Annotated in this window: 18 protein-coding genes; 16 read left to right on the forward strand and 2 right to left on the reverse strand. The window is 61.6% G+C overall.

Going from position 1 to position 16323, the window contains the following annotated elements:
- Positions 1–140 precede the first annotated feature (140 nt).
- The 3 genes from DUPY_RS03420 (at position 141) to DUPY_RS03430 (ending at position 4776) form a co-directional block, all read left to right on the forward strand.
- Positions 141–3407 (forward strand): nSTAND1 domain-containing NTPase, encoded by a 3267-nt coding sequence (locus DUPY_RS03420; protein WP_070246396.1) that lies wholly within the window; start codon positions 141–143, stop codon positions 3405–3407.
- Positions 3404–3772, forward strand: a complete 369-nt coding sequence (locus tag DUPY_RS27725) for a DP-EP family protein (protein ID WP_141749413.1) — start codon at positions 3404–3406, stop codon at positions 3770–3772. Before DUPY_RS03420 ends, DUPY_RS27725 begins: the two co-directional genes overlap by 4 nt.
- A gap of 74 nt (positions 3773–3846) precedes the next feature.
- Positions 3847–4776 carry a M14 family metallopeptidase gene (locus DUPY_RS03430; RefSeq protein ID WP_070246398.1) on the forward strand — a complete coding sequence of 310 codons (930 nt, stop codon included), beginning with the start codon at positions 3847–3849 and terminating at the stop codon, positions 4774–4776.
- Here DUPY_RS03430 and sugE read toward each other — a convergent pair.
- The gene (gene sugE / locus DUPY_RS03435) at positions 4773–5090 is read right to left on the reverse strand and encodes a quaternary ammonium compound efflux SMR transporter SugE (RefSeq protein WP_070246399.1); all 318 of its coding nucleotides are present in this window, start codon (positions 5088–5090) and stop codon (positions 4773–4775) included. The two genes, DUPY_RS03430 and sugE, sit on opposite strands and share 4 nt — an antisense overlap.
- Positions 5091–5202: 112 nt before the next feature.
- On the opposite strand from sugE, the gene DUPY_RS03440 reads away from it, so the two are divergent.
- The 4 genes from DUPY_RS03440 to DUPY_RS03455 all read left to right on the forward strand — a co-directional run bounded on the left by DUPY_RS03440 (position 5203) and on the right by DUPY_RS03455 (position 8736).
- Entirely contained in the window at positions 5203–5571 is a 369-nt protein-coding gene (locus tag DUPY_RS03440) for a DUF1304 domain-containing protein (RefSeq protein ID WP_070246400.1), read from the forward strand.
- Positions 5572–5699: 128 nt separating this feature from the next.
- Positions 5700–7052, forward strand: coding sequence for an MFS transporter (locus DUPY_RS03445; RefSeq protein ID WP_070246402.1), 1353 nt, complete (start codon positions 5700–5702; stop codon positions 7050–7052).
- Positions 7053–7201: 149 nt separating this feature from the next.
- Positions 7202–7588, forward strand: coding sequence for a response regulator (locus DUPY_RS03450; RefSeq protein ID WP_070246403.1), 387 nt, complete (start codon positions 7202–7204; stop codon positions 7586–7588).
- A complete protein-coding gene (locus tag DUPY_RS03455) occupies positions 7585–8736 on the forward strand; it encodes a sensor histidine kinase (protein WP_070246405.1) in 1152 nt (383 codons plus the stop codon). The genes DUPY_RS03450 and DUPY_RS03455 overlap by 4 nt, the downstream gene beginning before the upstream one ends.
- A 14-nt stretch (positions 8737–8750) precedes the next feature.
- Here the strand turns inward: DUPY_RS03455 and DUPY_RS03460 are convergent, their stop codons facing one another.
- Positions 8751–9791 carry a hypothetical protein gene (locus DUPY_RS03460; protein ID WP_070246407.1) on the reverse strand — a complete coding sequence of 347 codons (1041 nt, stop codon included), beginning with the start codon at positions 9789–9791 and terminating at the stop codon, positions 8751–8753.
- Between the two features lie 193 nt (positions 9792–9984).
- Here DUPY_RS03460 and DUPY_RS03465 point away from each other — a divergent pair, with 193 nt between their 5' ends.
- The 9 genes from DUPY_RS03465 to DUPY_RS03505 all read left to right on the forward strand — a co-directional run bounded on the left by DUPY_RS03465 (position 9985) and on the right by DUPY_RS03505 (position 16201).
- A complete protein-coding gene (locus tag DUPY_RS03465) occupies positions 9985–10386 on the forward strand; it encodes a CsgE family curli-type amyloid fiber assembly protein (protein WP_070246409.1) in 402 nt (133 codons plus the stop codon).
- A gap of 21 nt (positions 10387–10407) precedes the next feature.
- The gene (locus tag DUPY_RS03470; RefSeq protein ID WP_229255224.1) at positions 10408–10842 is read left to right on the forward strand and encodes a curli assembly protein CsgF; all 435 of its coding nucleotides are present in this window, start codon (positions 10408–10410) and stop codon (positions 10840–10842) included.
- Positions 10839–11762, forward strand: a complete 924-nt coding sequence (locus DUPY_RS03475; RefSeq protein WP_070246412.1) for a CsgG/HfaB family protein — start codon at positions 10839–10841, stop codon at positions 11760–11762. Before DUPY_RS03470 ends, DUPY_RS03475 begins: the two co-directional genes overlap by 4 nt.
- 26 nt (positions 11763–11788) lie before the next feature.
- Positions 11789–12757 (forward strand): hypothetical protein, encoded by a 969-nt coding sequence (locus tag DUPY_RS03480; RefSeq protein ID WP_070246413.1) that lies wholly within the window; start codon positions 11789–11791, stop codon positions 12755–12757.
- 81 nt (positions 12758–12838) lie between these two features.
- A complete protein-coding gene (locus tag DUPY_RS03485) occupies positions 12839–13558 on the forward strand; it encodes a hypothetical protein (protein ID WP_167359024.1) in 720 nt (239 codons plus the stop codon).
- A gap of 19 nt (positions 13559–13577) precedes the next feature.
- A complete protein-coding gene (locus DUPY_RS03490; RefSeq protein ID WP_070246417.1) occupies positions 13578–13787 on the forward strand; it encodes a hypothetical protein in 210 nt (69 codons plus the stop codon).
- Positions 13784–14743, forward strand: a complete 960-nt coding sequence (locus tag DUPY_RS03495) for a hypothetical protein (protein WP_070246418.1) — start codon at positions 13784–13786, stop codon at positions 14741–14743. The genes DUPY_RS03490 and DUPY_RS03495 overlap by 4 nt, the downstream gene beginning before the upstream one ends.
- Positions 14744–14842: 99 nt before the next feature.
- Positions 14843–15133: an ArsR/SmtB family transcription factor gene (locus tag DUPY_RS03500; RefSeq protein ID WP_070246420.1), complete on the forward strand. Its 291-nt coding sequence runs from the start codon at positions 14843–14845 to the stop codon at positions 15131–15133.
- Positions 15134–15142: 9 nt separating this feature from the next.
- Positions 15143–16201 carry an alkene reductase gene (locus tag DUPY_RS03505; protein WP_070246421.1) on the forward strand — a complete coding sequence of 353 codons (1059 nt, stop codon included), beginning with the start codon at positions 15143–15145 and terminating at the stop codon, positions 16199–16201.
- Positions 16202–16323: the final 122 nt, after the last annotated feature.

Here is a 16323-nt window from a genome sequence, read left to right on the forward strand (position 1 = left end):
TCCAGCTTAATGTTATATTCTCAAAAATCATGCAGGGATGAAAGAACTTTACCCGCGCAGCATGAAACCGGCCTTCTGGAAACCTTCTTGGCCATAAGTCTTTGATTAATATCGATTTAATTTTTGCGTAGAAGGTCAGTTTGAACCATAAGAGCTTCCGCTTTGGCCAATGGCGCGTCGATCCCGCCACCAATACGCTCAACTCGGGTGAACTCAGCAGGCAGATCGAGCCGCGCGCGATGGATGTTTTGTTACATTTGGCGCGGCATCCGCATACCGTCATTGCGGCCGACGCCCTGCTTGACGCCTGCTGGGGCGAGACTCCGGCCAGCGACAACGCGGTGCATAAAATCATCACCCAGTTGCGCCGCGCGCTCGACGATTCGGCCTCCGATCCGCGCTATATCGAGACCATCCGCAAGCGCGGCTACCGCCTGGTGGCCGAGCTCAGCTACGAGGATGACGTCAGCCAGGGCAGCTGGATCCACGCCTCGCCGTTCCGTGGCCTGGAAGCTTTCGAGGAACAACACGCGGCGATTTTCTACGGCCGCAAGGTCAGCGTGGACCGCCTGGTGCAGGTGGTGGTTCAGCAAGTCCAGGCCGCGTGCGCGCTGGTCGTGGTGCTGGGGCCGTCCGGCGCCGGCAAGACTTCGCTGATCCAGGCCGGACTGATTCCCGCCCTGAAAGCGGGCGCGGCCCCGGCCGAAGCAGGCATCACGATCACCGACCATGTGCAGATCGATTGCGCCGACATGGGGCAGTCCGGCCTGCTTGAAACCCTGGGCAGCACCCTGCTCGACGCCGAAATCGACGGCCGCCAGTTATTCGAAAACACCAGCGCGGCCGCGCTGGCAAGCTACATGGCGCAGGATATGCCGGGCCTGGTGGCCCACTTGCAAGCCGCGCTGCCGAGCCTGCGGCTGGCGCTGTTCATCGACCGCTTCGAAGCGATCTTCCGCCTGCCGCACGTGACTGCCGGGGAACGCGAAGTCTTCATCGACGTGCTGGACCAGTTGGCGCGCTCGGGCTGCCTGTTGCTGATCCTGGCCTGCCGCAACGACTTTTACCCGCAGTTGACCGCTTATCCGGTCCTGATGAACGTCAAACTGCGCGGCGGCCACTTCGACCTGGCGCCGCCCGGCAGCGCCGACATCGCCCAGATCGTGCGCCACCCGGCCCAGGCCGCCCAGCTGCGCTACACGGTGGACGAACACGGCGAAGCGCTCGACGACGTGTTGTGCAGCGCCGCCCGGTCCGGCCCCGACACCCTGCCCCTGTTGCAATACTGCCTGCAAGAACTCTACCGCCAGCGCACCGACAGCGGCGAGCTGACCCACGCCGCCTTCCACGCCATGGGCGGCCTGGAAGGCGCCATCGGCGCCCGCGCCGAGCAAGTCATCTCGAGCCTGGGCCCGGCGCAGATCGCCGCCCTGCCGCAACTGCTGTCGCGCCTGGTGCTGGTGGCCGAAGACGACACCACGGTCACCTCGCGCCGCGTGCCGTGGTCTGATGTCACCAACGACGACGAGCTAAAACTGGTGCAGGCGCTGGTGGACGCCCACCTGTTCGTGAGCGACCTGCACGGCGGCGCCCCGGCCTTCGGCATCGCCCACGAAGCACTGCTGCGGCGCTGGCCGCGAGTGGTGGCATGGGTGGAAGAACACCGCCAGTGGCTGCAAACCCGCAGCCGCATCAGCGCGCAGGCACGGCGCTGGCAAGACAGCGGCCGCAAGCGCGATATGTTGCTGCCGTCAGGTACGCAGGCGAACCAGGCGCGGGAGCTGGTCACGACCACGGCGCTCAGTTTTACGCCCGAAGAACGCGGCTTCATCGACCTGTCGTTGGCCGGCGCCAGGCGCGCCGAGCGCCTGCGCCTGGGCGTGATGATCGTGATGGCCTGCCTGGCGTTGTTGGCCGCAGGGATGGGACTGAAGGCGCGCTCGGCGCAGGTGGAGGCCGAGGCGCACCGGACCGAGGCCGAGGGGTTGATGGGGTTTATGCTGGGGGAGTTTGTCGAGAAGTTACGGCCGTTGGGGAAGCTCGATTTGCTCGATACGGTGAGTACCAGGGCGCTGTCGTATTTATCTTCGCCCCGACATTCAAATGACAACGAAGTTGCCCTGACTCAACGCGCGAGATCTTTATTAGTAGTGGGCGAGGTTCTTAACTCCAGGGGAGATTCCGCTGGTGGAATCACGGCACTGTTGGCTGGGAGAAATATTCTGAGTGAGCTTCTAGAGAATCATCCGGAAAATGCTCAGCTTCTGAAAAGCACTGGCGAAAATGCTTTCTGGCTCGGACAAATATATTTTAATGATAGAAATTGGCCTGAAGCTAAAAAATACTTTGATGAGTATCGTTTGATCAGCGATCGGAGAGCTGCCTTAGCGCCAAAAGACATCGACAGCTGGCTTGAACAGTCATTCGCTCATAACAGTTTAGGCAGCGTTGCTTTGAGAGAGGGCAATCTTGAGGAAGCTGCAATTTCTTTTGCACATTCTGTCAGTTTAAAGACGCAGGCCTATGCTAAAAAACCAGGGGACAAAAAAATTGCATCTGCACTCGCCGATAGTCTTTCTTGGCAGGCAAGCGTTCAGCTTCAATTAGGGCTATTTTCCAAAGTTGATTCTTTACAAACAATCCAGATCTCATTACTGCGCCAGCTCTGCCGAGATTTTCCAAATGAAACAGTTTGGACAAAGGAACTTGGTTCGGCGCTTGGTCGAAGATCGGATTTAAAGCGAGCTCAGGGAGAGATGCAAGCGAGCCGTGAAAGTGCGTCCGAATCGTACTCGCTTCTGAGAACTGCTGCCGAGAAAGATCCTAGCAATCGATATTGGCAACAACTAATGTACGTCGCTGAGCTTTGGCTTATTGATATAGATGCGCTCAAAGAGACATCAGAGCAGTCCGTTGCCCGACTGACCCGCTTGCACTCAAACCTAACCAATCTGGCAAAAAAAGAACCCAATAAAGTCGGAGTCCAGGTTGCTTTAGCAAATGTACAAATCAGTAAGGCAAGCTCATATATAAAGATGGGGAAGTTTCAAGAGGCAACTAATGATTTAGCGAATGCAATGCAAATTCTTGAAAATCAACATAGAAATTTCACCTCCGACAAATTGGTAAATCATGCATTAGTGGACGCGATGGTGCTCAAATCGGAACTTGCCACCCTGCCAGGTGACTTTCCTAACGATTGTGACCGCGCACGTCAAATTTTGCACCCCGGCATAGACCGTAGCTCCGATTTCAAAGTATTAACTCGATGGGTAAAAATCGGCCTGTGTGCAGGCCAAACGAACCCGACCAGCAACGAAAAAGAAAAACTCGCTGCAATGTCTTATCGCGATCCATTTTACCTGACCTACATTTCAACCCACCCCTCAAGGAGCGCCACACCATGACGACAGCAATTTCCCCAACATCTTTTATCAACATCTTAGTCTGGGTAAAGAAAAAAGAAGCCGAAGAAAAATATGAAGTTCGTTGCGAACCTGCTATACCGAAGGTTGTACAACGCGACACAATTATCAATTTTCAAATTGTTGATACGTATGGCCAGGATATCGTCTTCAGTGGCCTCGACGTAACGCCAAAAGATATGAATCAAATCAGCTCTCCTGCCATATCGAAGAGCGGAAAATTGCTGACAGTAAGCGATGCCAATACGTGCAACTGCTGGCTTAATCTCAATCTTGAATTCACCAATAGAACCGAAGGCCATCGATTCGTTCATGATCCACAGGTTCAAAACGATACCAACGAATAAATTTTCAATCGCGCGTCCGTCAATCTAATCCAAACTGAAGTGAGGTTGAAGTGACTCAGCTATATAACTTCGGAATGGCAGAGCACACTGGCGCCAACCCCGGCCCCAGCCTCATCATCACCGGCGCCATCCACGGCAACGAAACCTGCGGCACCGAGGCCATCGCCCGCGTGATGGCCGACCTCGACAGCGGCACGCTGGCTTTGCGCAGCGGCCGCGTCACTTTCGTCCCCATCGCCAATCCCCTCGCCTACGCCAGGCGCACCCGCAACGGCGACCGCAATCTCAACCGCAAGCTGTTACCGACCGCGCATCCGCAGGACTTCGAAGACCATGTCGCCAACTGGCTGTGCCCGCTGTTGGCGCAGCATGATGTGCTGCTCGACCTGCATTCCTTCAACGCGCCCGGCGAGCCGTTCGTGATGGTCGGCCCCCGTAACAACACCGGCGCGCTCGAACCGTTCCAGCACGAACAGGCCGAGCGCGCGCTGGCGCGCCACCTGGGCGTGCGGCGGTTTGTCGATGGGTGGTTGCGAACGTATGGCGATGGCGTGCGGCGCCGCCTCGGCGATGAATCGCAGCTTGAAACCGTGCTGCGCTACGGCATGGGCACCTCCGAATACATGCGCAGCACCGGCGGCTATGCGCTCACGCTCGAATGCGGCCAGCACCAGGCCCCCCAAGCGCGGACAGTAGCCTATCGCGCCATTCTGAACACGCTGGCCTTCCTGGGCATGACCGATGGCACGCCACCGGCGCCAGTCGCTGCCCAGGCCATGGAGGCGCTGACCATGGTGGGCGTGGTCGATAAAATTTCGGCCGACGATGTGTTCTCAAAGCCCTGGCGCAGCTTCGACGCTGTGGCCAGGGGCGAGCAGATCGGCACGCGGGCCGACGGCACGCCGGTGGTGGCCGGGTTCGACGGCCGCATCCTGTTCCCCGACAGCGCAGCAGCGGCCGGCGCCGAGTGGTATTACCTCACCCGCGCCAATCCCGCGTTTTAAGCATTGGTCAATTTCAAACCGATGATGCCGCCTATGATCATGGCGATGCAGGCCAGGCGCATGGCGCTGGCCGGTTCGTCGAGCGCGACGATGCCATAGATGACGGTGCCGACGGTACCGATGCCGGTCCAGATGGCGTAGGCGGTGCCCAGTGGCAGCGTGCGCAGCGCCAGGCCCAACATGCCGATACTGCCGAGCATGGCGGTCAGCGTCCACAGCGTGGGCATCAGCTTGGTGAAGCCGGCCGTGTATTTCAGGCCGATGGCCCAGGTCACTTCCAGCAGGCCGGCGATGATGAGGATAATCCAGGTCATAAAGTCTCCAGTACGCAGCAAGGCGGTCCCTGCCAATCAGCGCGCAACATAAAACTATACCATCAGCAACAATCTCGGAGATAATCATTGCTTAACAATAACAGGAGCAACCATGCAGTTACTGGCCCAGATCGTCACCGGCTTTGTCGCGCTGATCCACATTTATATCGTCCTGCTGGAAACCGTGTTGTTCGATACGCGCGGGCGCAAGGTGTTCGGCCTGTCGCAGGAAAAGGCGGAGATCGTCCGCGCCGGCATGTCCAACCAGGGTTGCTACAACGGTTTCCTGGTCGCAGCGCTGGTGGTCGGCTTTGCCCATCCGAACAGCGTGGTGGGCTCGGCCTTCACCGTGTTCGGCCTGTGCTGCGTGGCGGTGGCCGGCGTGTGGGGCGGCCTGACGGTCAAGCGCAGCATCCTGCTGATCCAGACCTTGCCCGCGGTGGTGGCGTTGGCTCTGCATTTCGCCGCTAGCGCCGTCTGACCTGCAGAAGTGGTCAATCGCCGAAGTTAATTGCAAGTTGCAATGTACGCTAGCGTACGGAGCAAACACGGGAAGACGTCGACACTCTGAGCGGCAGAATGCTTTCAAGCATTCCATCAGGAGGCTCCATGTCGACGTCATCATCTGTTCACACCGAAACAACGGCTCTTGCCTCGGCAATCGAGGAAGCGCGCATCGTGCGCAAGGTGGCGTGGCACATCATGCCGCTCATCATGGTCTGCTACCTGTTTGCCTTTTTCGATCGCATCAACGTCAGCTTCGCCAAATTTGCCCTGCAAACCGATCTCGGCCTGAGCGATACGGCCTATGGTCTGGGCGCCAGCCTGTTCGTGGTCGGCTACGTCCTGTTCGAAGTGCCGAGCAACCTGATGCTCTACAAGGTGGGGGCCCGGCGCTGGATTGCCCGCATCATGGTGTCCTGGGGAATTGCCACCGCCCTGATGGCGTGCGTCCAGGTCGAGTGGCAGTTTTATGGTTTACGCTTCGTGATCGGCGCCCTGGAGGCCGGCTTTGCGCCCGGCGTGCTGTACTACCTGACGCTCTGGTTTCCCTCTGCCTACCGGGGCCGCATCACGTCGACCCTGTGCCTGGCGTCGGCGTTTGCCGGTGTGCTGGGAGCGCCGGGCGCCGGACTGATCCTGTCGCAGTTGGACGGCTTGCTGACCTTGCGCGGTTGGCACTGGCTGTTCCTGGTCGGCGGCATTCCGTGCGTATTTCTTGGCTTCCTGGTCCTGAAGGTGTTGAAGGACCGCATGGTGGACGCCACCTGGCTGACCCGGGACGAGCAGGCACTGCTGTCGCGCCGCATCGACGAGCAGAACCATTCGATCGGCGGCCAGGGCCACTCCTTGCTCGGCGCCCTCAAGACGCCGGGGTTTCTGACCCTGTGCCTGGTGTACTTCCTGATCCAGATGGGCTCCTACGGCCTCAATTTTTGGGCGCCGCACCTGATACGCGCGTCGGGCATGACCAATGCGGCAACCATCGGCCTGCTGACGGCGGTCCCGTACCTGTGCGGTGCAATCTCCATGGTGGTGGTTGGCCGCCTGTCCGACCGCTCCGGCGAACGACGCAAATATGTCATGGTCCTGATGCTGCTCGCCGCCGCCGGTTTTTTCAGCGCCGGCATCTTCGCACACAACACGGCGGTATTGATTGCTGCCCTGGCCATCATGGGAGCAGGTGTGATCGCATCGGTCCCCGCCTTCTGGGCACTGCCCCCGAAAATCGTCACTGGTGTGGGTGCGGCAGGCGGTTTCGCATTGATCAATACCCTGGGCCAACTGGGCGGCATGGTCAGCCCGGTACTCGTGGGCCGTATCAAGGATGCGACGGGCAGTACCACGCCAGCTTTATATGCGATTGGCTGCCTTTGTGTCGCCGGCGCGGCGATCGTGCTGTTTGCCCTGCCCGCAACGCTGCGTGCAAAAGAAGGGACGCTGCAGTGGCGCACTGGCTGATCAGTGACGTCAGCTACCGGAAAAGTCACTACCCAAGGCAATGTACGCAAGCGTACAGAGAGTGCCGCTCAATAAGCCGACACTGCGTGTGGGTTTGCTTCCCCGTCCGATCATTTCTTCGGTGTACAAGGCAATCACCGGAGAATGACATGATGATTTTAGTGGTCGAAGACGACGTGGACCTGGCGGAAACCTGCTCCATGGTGCTGGAAACATATCACCACCAAGTGGAGATAGCTCATAGCGCCGAAGAGGCCTTGCTCAAAATAGCCGAGCGCAAGCCCGACCTGTTGATCTCCGACTGCGTGCTGCCTGGCCGCTCCGGCCTGGAACTCAGCGCGCTGGTGCGAGCCGGACATAGCCGCAATGACCTGCCTATTCTGCTCATGAGCGGCTCCCTGCGCAGGACCGTGGCGTACGGGGACAGCTACGATGGCTTCATCAACAAGCCGTTCCTGGCAGAGGCCCTGATGGAGCAGGTCGGCAAGCTGGTAACGCCAGCGACAACCACCCAGGCAGCCGGAGGCAAGCCATGAAACTGTCTGCCTTCATCCTGGAAAAGATGGAACCCATCCTTAAGGAATGGGAAGAGTTTGCCGCATCGCTGGCGCCACTGGAAGACGCCACCAGGGTCGAACTGCGCGACCATGCAAGCGCAGTGTTGCGGGTGATTGCAACAGACCTCGATACGCCGCAGTCGGAGCACCAGGGCATTGCCAAGTCCAAAGGCCTGGCGGTCGCTCTCGCGGGCGATACAGCCGCCCAGCTGCACGCCGAAGAACGGGTTGCGGCAGGATTCTCCGGCGAACATGTCATGGCGGAATTCAGGGCGCTGCGCTCCAGCGTCTTACGTCTGTGGGCACAGCACAAGCAAATCACATCGCCTGGCGACATCGAGGACATGATCCGTTTTAACGAGGCAATCGACCAGGCGCAGACCGAGTCGATGGAGCGTTACGCAAAAATGCTGCGGGAAGCGCAAAACCTGTTTTTGGCGATCCTCGGGCATGACGTGCGCACACCGCTCGGCGCGGTCAGCATGGGCGCGCAAGTGCTGCTGATGGACCAGACACTGCCATCGAAGGCATTGAAGGTGGGGCTCCGCATCCTCAACAGTTCCAAACGCATGGACGCCATCGTGCGCGACCTGCTGGACTTCTCGACCACGCACCTGGGGGAAGGCATCCCGATCGATCCGCGCACGGTCAATTTGCTGGAAATCTGCCAGAACACGATCGATGAAGCAAAGACCTTCAATCCCGACCGCAAATTCGAACTGAGCGCAGACGGTGACCTGGTGGGGACATGGGATGGACAACGCATGGCCCAGGCATTTTCCAACCTGATTTCCAATGCCATTCAACACAGTACCCCCGATAGCCCGATCAGCGTATCGATCATGGGACTTGCGGGCGAAGTCGTGTATGAGGTCAACAACCAGGCCGAAATTTTCTCCCAGACCAAATTACGCACCCTGTTCGATCCAATCAAGCGCTTCGCCATCCGCCCGGCCAGCGAACGGGTGGGAGCACACATGCAAAACCTGGGTTTGGGGCTCTACGTCGTCAAAGAGATCGTCAGTGCGCACGATGGTGAAATTTCGGTCAGCTCGCACGAGGATGCCGGCGTGACTTTTACCGTGCGGCTGCCACGCCAGACACCGCTGCGTCGCAGCGGCGACTGAAAATCGGGGCGGCGCTAGTTTTCGCGCACCGCTGTCGTCAAACTCGGCAACACCGTCACCGCCGTCGCCGGAAACGACTCCACCGGCGGCTTGACGCCGGTGCCGCGCAGCGCCAGCAGCCAGCCTACGCCGTCGAACCAGAACGGCGCCCCCAGCGACGAGGCAAACGCGGTCGCTATCCAGCCCAGCAGCGCAAACCCCAGCGCCAGCATCCACGCCGCTGCGCCCTGCCCGCTAGAATTTTCGAAGCGCGACGACGGCCAGCCGACCGGCAAACCTGCCACCTTGTCGATCGCCTTTTGCGCCGCGACGGCCTGGCCCAGCGCCTGTGCCGGGGTGGCGGCGGGGTCTGCTTTCACGCGGCCGGCGGCGATGGTCTCGGCGCTGGTTTTGGCCAGTTCGGCCGCCACGCTGTCGTCCTGCCACAGGCGCTGGCTCAGCACCAGCGCGTCGATATTCATCGCGCCCGCGTAAAACAAACCCACGCAGAACAGCACCAGTTGCGAGCGCCGCTTGTACCAGCCGGTGATGCGCTCCATCACCGTCTCGTACCAGATGCGCACGGCGTTTTCCAGCGCGGTCGCGTCGTTAGGCCCTTCGCCCATGATCGCCAGCAGGGTGCGCGCCAGGCCGTCGTTGCCGGTGCTGGCCAGCAGCAGTTGCGCGGTGTGGGCCTTGCCATAGCGGGCGATCAGCGTGGACACGAACGCGCGCGCAAAAATCGGCGCCGGGATATAGGACGGCATGCGACCGCGCTGCGCCATGCCGACGATCAGCGGATGGCGCATGACGTCGGCCGCCAGCGAGTCATTACCGAGGCGGTCGAGCCCGAAACAGTCGTCACGCCGCAGCAGGCGCGCGATCGACGGGCCCACGCCGCGCAGGCGCGGCTTGGCGGCCGATTCGTGCAACATCGTCAGCACGCCGTCGAGCAGCACCTTGGCGCGGGTCTGAAACAGCGAAGCGATCGCCTCGCGGGTGGCGCTGCACAGCAGGCTCACTGCCAGAAACGTGAACGACAAGCCGATGGCAACGTCGAGATAATGGTTGGACATGAGATGCTCCCCGAGCCGTTTTCGATACCTCTACACTAATTGATTTCACGGGCTCAAGCACGTTTTTCCACTTCCTTTCCCCCACAAAATCATATCGTCCCCGCGCGTGATCGTCGTCAAATTTGAGGCGAACGCGACTTCTATACTCGACTGACCACCCGGCCATTACGGCCTCAACGGCAGCGAGGATCACATGTTTTTACGCGTCATGTTTATTGCGGCAACAGCGCTGTTTTCGATGCGCGCATTCGCTGCCAACCCCGAGCCGCCGCGCGCGACCGGCGTGGTCACGGTGCAGACCATCACCACCGCCGGCCACGATTTTTCCCAGCATTTTCTGGCGGCCTGGCGCGACCAGGACGGCAGCGACCAAGTCACGCTGGCGATCCGCGAACGGCCGTCGGCGCGCTTCGGCAGCGAGGTATGGATCGATTACGCGCAGCGCACCGTGCTGCAACTGCGCCTGCCGCCGGCGCGCGCGGCCTTGCCCGAGCTGGCCGCCAATGCCGTGCAACACGTGTGGGCCACCGTGCAGCGTACCGACGCCGAACGCAAGCTGTTCCACGACGCCGACCTGGCGCCCGATGAATTCTGACCTCACAACAAGGAGACTCCGATGCGCACCTGTACATTTCGCACTGGCATGCTGATACTGCTTGCCGGCGCCCTTCACTGCAACACCCACGCCACCGAGCTGGTGTACCAAGCCGTGAACCCGTCCTTCGGCGGCTATCCGGCCAACGGCCAGCACCTGCTGGCGCTGGCCACCGCCACCAACAAGCACGTGGACAAGGGCGGCCTTGGTTACTCGTCGCTGCTCGACCAGTCGCCGCTGGCGCAGTTCAACCAGACACTGGAACGCACGGTGCTCTCGCAGCTGGCGTCGGCCGCCACGTCCAAGCTCACCGGCCCCGATGGCAAGCTGCTGCCGGGCACCTTCCAGACGTCGAACTTCACCATCACCGTCACCGACCTGGGCGGCGGCATGTTGCGCATTACCACCGTCGATAAAACCACCGGCACGTCCACCTCGTTCGAGGTGTCGCAATGAAGCCGCGTGCAATTATCGTGCTGCTGGCCGTGGCGCTGGCCGGCGCCGGCTGCGCCATCTCGCACCCGCCGTCAACGCCGCGCGACGAGGCCGGATCGGTGGCGCAACTGGCCACGCTCACCGCCGCCAGCCGCGACCTGCTGCAACTGCCGTTGCCGAAGGGCAAGATTGCCGTGGCCGTGTACGGCATCCGCGACCAGACCGGCCAGTACAAGCCGTCGCCGGACAGCTCGTTTTCCACCGCCGTCACCCAGGGCGCTTCGTCGCTGCTGGTCAAGGCGCTGAAGGACTCGGGCTGGTTCGTGCCGGTGGAGCGCGAGAACCTGCAGAACCTGCTCACCGAACGCAAGATCGTGCGCGCCCTGGAAATGCCGCAACCGGCCGACACGCCGCCGGTGCAAATGCCGCCGCTGCTCGCTGCCTCGGTGCTGATCGAAGGCGGTATCGTCGCCTACGAAAGCAATGTGCGCACCGGCGGCGCGGGCGCGCGCTTTCTCGGCATCGGCATGTCGTCGCAGTACCGGGTGGACCAGGTCACCGTCAACCTGCGCACGGTCGATATTCGCGGCGGCCAGATCCTGCAAAGCGTTTCCACCACCAAGACCATTTATTCGTACGAGCTGCATCCGAGCCTTTTCAAGTTCGTCAGCGTGAAGGACCTGGTGGAAGTGGAAGCGGGCATGACCCGCAACGAACCGGCGCAGCTGTGCGTGAGCGAAGCGATCGCCGCCGCGCTGGGCCACCTGATCGTGCAGGGCGTGCGCGAGCAGCACTGGGCGCTGGCCGACCCGGCCCAGTGGTCGAACCCGGTGGTGCAGCGCTACGCCGGCGAGCACCTGGCTGCCCATGCCCCGCCTGCTGCGACTGCCCCTGCCCCTGCCCCTGCACCCATTACAGAACCACAGCGTTTCACCCCGTAGCACCCAACCAACCAAAGGAGACTGTCATGAGAACCACCATCATTTCCGGCGCCGTTGCCGCCGCCCTGAGCCTGATGTGCGTGCTGCAACCGGCCACCGCGCAAAGCAACCGCGCCACGCTGAGCCAGAACGGCGCCAACAACCTGGCCAACATCGAGCAAATGGCCAGCGCCCAGAACGCCATCGCAACCGTCACCCAGACCGGCAATAACAATACCGTGGGCACGCCCGGTGGCGCAGCAGGCATCATGCAAACCAATTCGCAGAACGTCACCGCCACCATCAACCAGAACGGCAACGCCAACCAGGCCGCCGTGGCGCAGGACGACGTGCAGAACAGCACGGCGGCCTTCACCCAGCTGGGCAACAACAACCAGGTGGTGGCCCGCCAGGAAGCGGTGACCACCGCCAACATCAGCGCGCGCCAGGACGGTACCAGCAACTTCGCGGAGTTCGCGCAGTTCGAGGTGGCGACCGGCACCGTGAACACGCGCCAGGTGGGCACGGACAACGAGCTGTCGGTGCGGCAGGAACGCGCCACCAACACCTCGCCGGTGGTTGAGCAGCAAGGCACGGCCAACGTGGCCAATGTCCAGCAAGTGCTCGACTACGCTTCGAACCCTTCCATTTACCAGAATGGCATGCGCAACGAAGCCAACATGGTGCAGAACAACGCCCGTGAGACCCAGAACATGACGGTGCGTCAGACCGGCATGGACAACCGCGCCACCGTCAGCAACAGCGGCATGCGCAACAATTCGATCGTCACCCAGACCGGCAACAACAACCTGGCGACCGTCAACAAGACCCAGAACTTCAACGAATCGGAGATCCGCCAACTCGGCAACCTGAACACCGCTACCATTACCCAGGCCGGCACCGCAATGACCGCCGCACAACCGAACGTGGCCATGATCATGCAGTTGGGTAACAACGGCAATGCCGCCCTCGCCCAGACCGGCGGCAACAACCGCGCGACCATCGTACAACGTTGATCGTTAGCGTTACCGCAGGGAGTTCCTTATCCGGGACTTCCTGCCCATCCAACATTTTCGGGGAACAAGATGAGAACCAATTTGAACGCTGTCCTCGTGGCAGCCATGCTGAACCTGGTGCTGGTCGCGGGCCAGGCAGCGCAGGCCGATGATGCAATCTCGACAGTTGTGCAGAACGGCGCCGGCAACCTGGCGGCAGTGGTGCAGGAACAGACTATCTCGAGCACCTCGGCGGCAGTGACCCAGCTCGGCACCGGCAACAGCGCATCCGTCTTCCAGCAATCGACCATGATCACCGGCGCCGAGGTCGAGCAGGCCGGCACCGGCAACCAAGCCACCACCTATCAGCGCGATACCGGCTTGTCGGACATCGTCGCGCGCCAGCAAGGCACCAACAATTCCGCCACGCTGTCCCAGGTGTCGGTATTCCCGTTCCTGATACAAACCAGCCAGAAAGGCACGGACAACGCCATCGTCATCACTGAAAGCATCGGCGGCTTTGCCGGTCCGGTTGTCACCCAGGAAGGCACCGGCAACCACGCCAACGTGCTGCAGTTCGACGATTACTACTCGGGCATCAAGATCGACCAGCAGGGTTTGCGCAACCGGGCGGACCTGGCACAGGTCGGTGCGTACATGACCGACGGCATGTCGATCACCCAGCATGGCGCCGACAACCGCGCCACCGTCGCCAATACCGGCCAGTCCAACAGCATGAGCGTGACGCAGCTGGGCAACGGGGCCATTGCCAGCGCCAGCCTGTCCGGCAATGGCAACCAGGGCGTCATTCTGCAACACTGATCCCGCCATCGGAGACCATATGACGAACCAGCCGTTTGCCAGCGTGATTGCCAGCGCCGCCGAAGTCAGTGAAGGCCTCATCACCCACGTCGGCGCTCGCAATGTCGCCACCACCGGGCAGCGCGGCACCGACCATCGCTTCAAGCTGACCCAGGCCACAACGGCAACTGCGGCAACCGCGGCAACATCGTCCAGCGCTGATTTTCCACCACCCCAGGAGCTATCATGAAACCACCCCTCCCCGCCTGTAGTGCAGCGCTGCTGGTCACGCTGTGCCAGCTGTGCACCGCCCAGGATGTCAACAACGCCAGCGCCAGCCAGAAGGGCGTCGGCAACCGCGCCTACATCGCCCAGACCGATAACGGCGACGGCGTCTATGCCGTGGTGGTCCAGAACGGCAACAACAACCTGGTGGGCAACCCGGACAGCCAGAGCGGCGGCGTGCGGCAATACGAAGCGACCGACCTGCGCCTGGAAATCAGCCAGACCGGCGGCGCCAACCGCGCCGCTGGCACCCAGCGCAGTGGCCAGCGCACCTGGTTCCTGCTCGAGCAAACGGGCGCAGCCAACGTCAGCGCCATCCGGCAGGACGAGACCTACGAGACAGTTTCGCGCGTGGTGCAGGCAGGCGCCAACAACCGGGTCGATGCCGACGCCGCCAACACCCTGACCAACGGTTTTACCGCGCGGCAGACGGGCGACGACAACACCCTTAGCGTGTTCAACCGCCTCAACGGTTTTTCCAATTCCTATACGGACCAGAACGGCATAGCCAACCTGATCAGCATCGAGCAACGTTCTTCCGGCTACACTTTTTACGACCTTGCCCAGTTTGGCGAAAGCAACCGGGTTACCGCCCTGAGCGGCGACGCCATGGTGACCCGCTACGCCATCACCCAGAACGGCATCGAGAATATCGCCACCACCCGCACCATTGCAGAAGGTAGTACAGGCAACCTGATCCAGATGGGCGAACGCAATGCCGCGACCACCGAGCAGGCGGGCAGCGACAGCAGCTACGCCATCACCCAGAGCGGCACGCTGAATACGGCGTCGCTGCTTCAGAACGGCATCATTGCGACAGAAGCAAGCAACCAGGCCACCATCAGGCAAAACGGCCAGCGGCTGAACGCCAGCATGACGCAAACCGGCGGCGGCAACCAAGGGGTCATCGCCCAGCAATAATTCCCCTTCCCATCCTGGCGGCCGCACTGTTGCAGCGGTCACCAGCACGTTTTCCATTTATATCGTAAGATCACGATATTGACATCGTAAAAAGACGATATGGATATCGACGCGATCCACAAAGCCCTGGCCAATCCCACGCGGCGCCAGATCCTGGCGTGGCTGAAGGACCCCGAGCAGTTCTTTCCGACCCAGTCGCATCCGTTCAGCAATGGCGTGTGCGCGGGCCAGATCGACCAGCGCGTGGGGCTGTCGCAGTCTACCGTGTCGGCCCACCTGGCGATCTTGCTCAAGGCGGGGCTGATTACGTCGCACCGCGTGGGCCAGTGGAATTATTTTCAACGTGATGAAGCCACGATCCGGGCTTTCATCGACCAAATGACCTTATAAAGGAAACACATGCCTACTCTCTTCGACCCGATCACCATTGGCGACCTGACCCTGAAAAACCGCATCGTCATGGCCCCGCTCACCCGCGCCCGCGCCGTTGGCGGCAACCGCGTGCCGAACGCCCTGATGGCCGAGTACTACGTGCAACGCTCCAGCGCCGGCCTGATACTGTCGGAGGCCACCTCGGTCACCCCGCAAGGCGTGGGCTATGCCGATACGCCGGGCCTGTGGTCCGACGAGCAGGTGGAAGGCTGGAAACAGGTAACTGCGGCCGTGCACGCCGCTGGCGGCGTGATCTTCGCCCAGCTGTGGCACGTGGGCCGCATCTCCGACCCGAGCCTGTTGAACGGCGACGCCCCGGTGGCGCCAAGCGCGATCGCGGCCGAAGGCCACGTCAGCCTGCTGCGCCCGATGCGCCCTTACCCGGTGCCGCGCGCGCTGGACACCGAAGAGCTGGCCGGCGTGGTGGCCGCCTATAAACTGGGCGCGGAAAACGCCAGGAAGGCCGGCTTCGACGGCGTGGAAATCCACGGCGCCAACGGCTACCTGCTCGACCAGTTCCTGCAAGACAAAACCAACCAGCGCACCGACAACTACGGCGGCCCGATTGAAAACCGCGCGCGCCTGATGCTGGAAGTGACCGACGCCTGCATCGCGGTGTGGGGCGCCGACCGCGTGGGCATGCACCTGGCGCCACGCCGCGACGCGCACGACATGGGCGACTCCGACCCGGCAGCCACCTTCGGCTACGTGGCGCGCGAGCTGGCCAAGCGCAAGATCGCTTTCATCTGCGCGCGTGAAGCCGTGGGCGAAGACAGCCTGGGCCCGCTGTTGAAGAAGGAATTCGGCGGCGTGTACATCGCCAACGAAAGCCTGGACAAGGCCGGCGCCCAGCAGTTGCTCGACAAAGGCACGGCTGACGCGGTGGCCTTCGGCAAGGACTTCATCGCCAACCCGGACCTGCCACGCCGCCTGGAAATCGATGCGCCACTGAACAAGTGGAATGCCGAGACGTTCTATGGTCCGTCGGCCGAAGGGTATACCGACTACCCCGCTTTGGCCGCTTAAACCCGCATCCCGGTGAAGGGGGCGGCCCCGTACGGGCGCTGTTTACCCCCGAAACCCATGGGGTCGGCCCCCATACGGGCGCTGTTTACCCCCGAGACCCATGGGGTCGGACCCCGTACGGG

The organism is Duganella phyllosphaerae (assembly GCF_001758785.1).
GTDB classification, from domain to species: Bacteria; Pseudomonadota; Gammaproteobacteria; order Burkholderiales; family Burkholderiaceae_D; genus Rugamonas; species Rugamonas phyllosphaerae.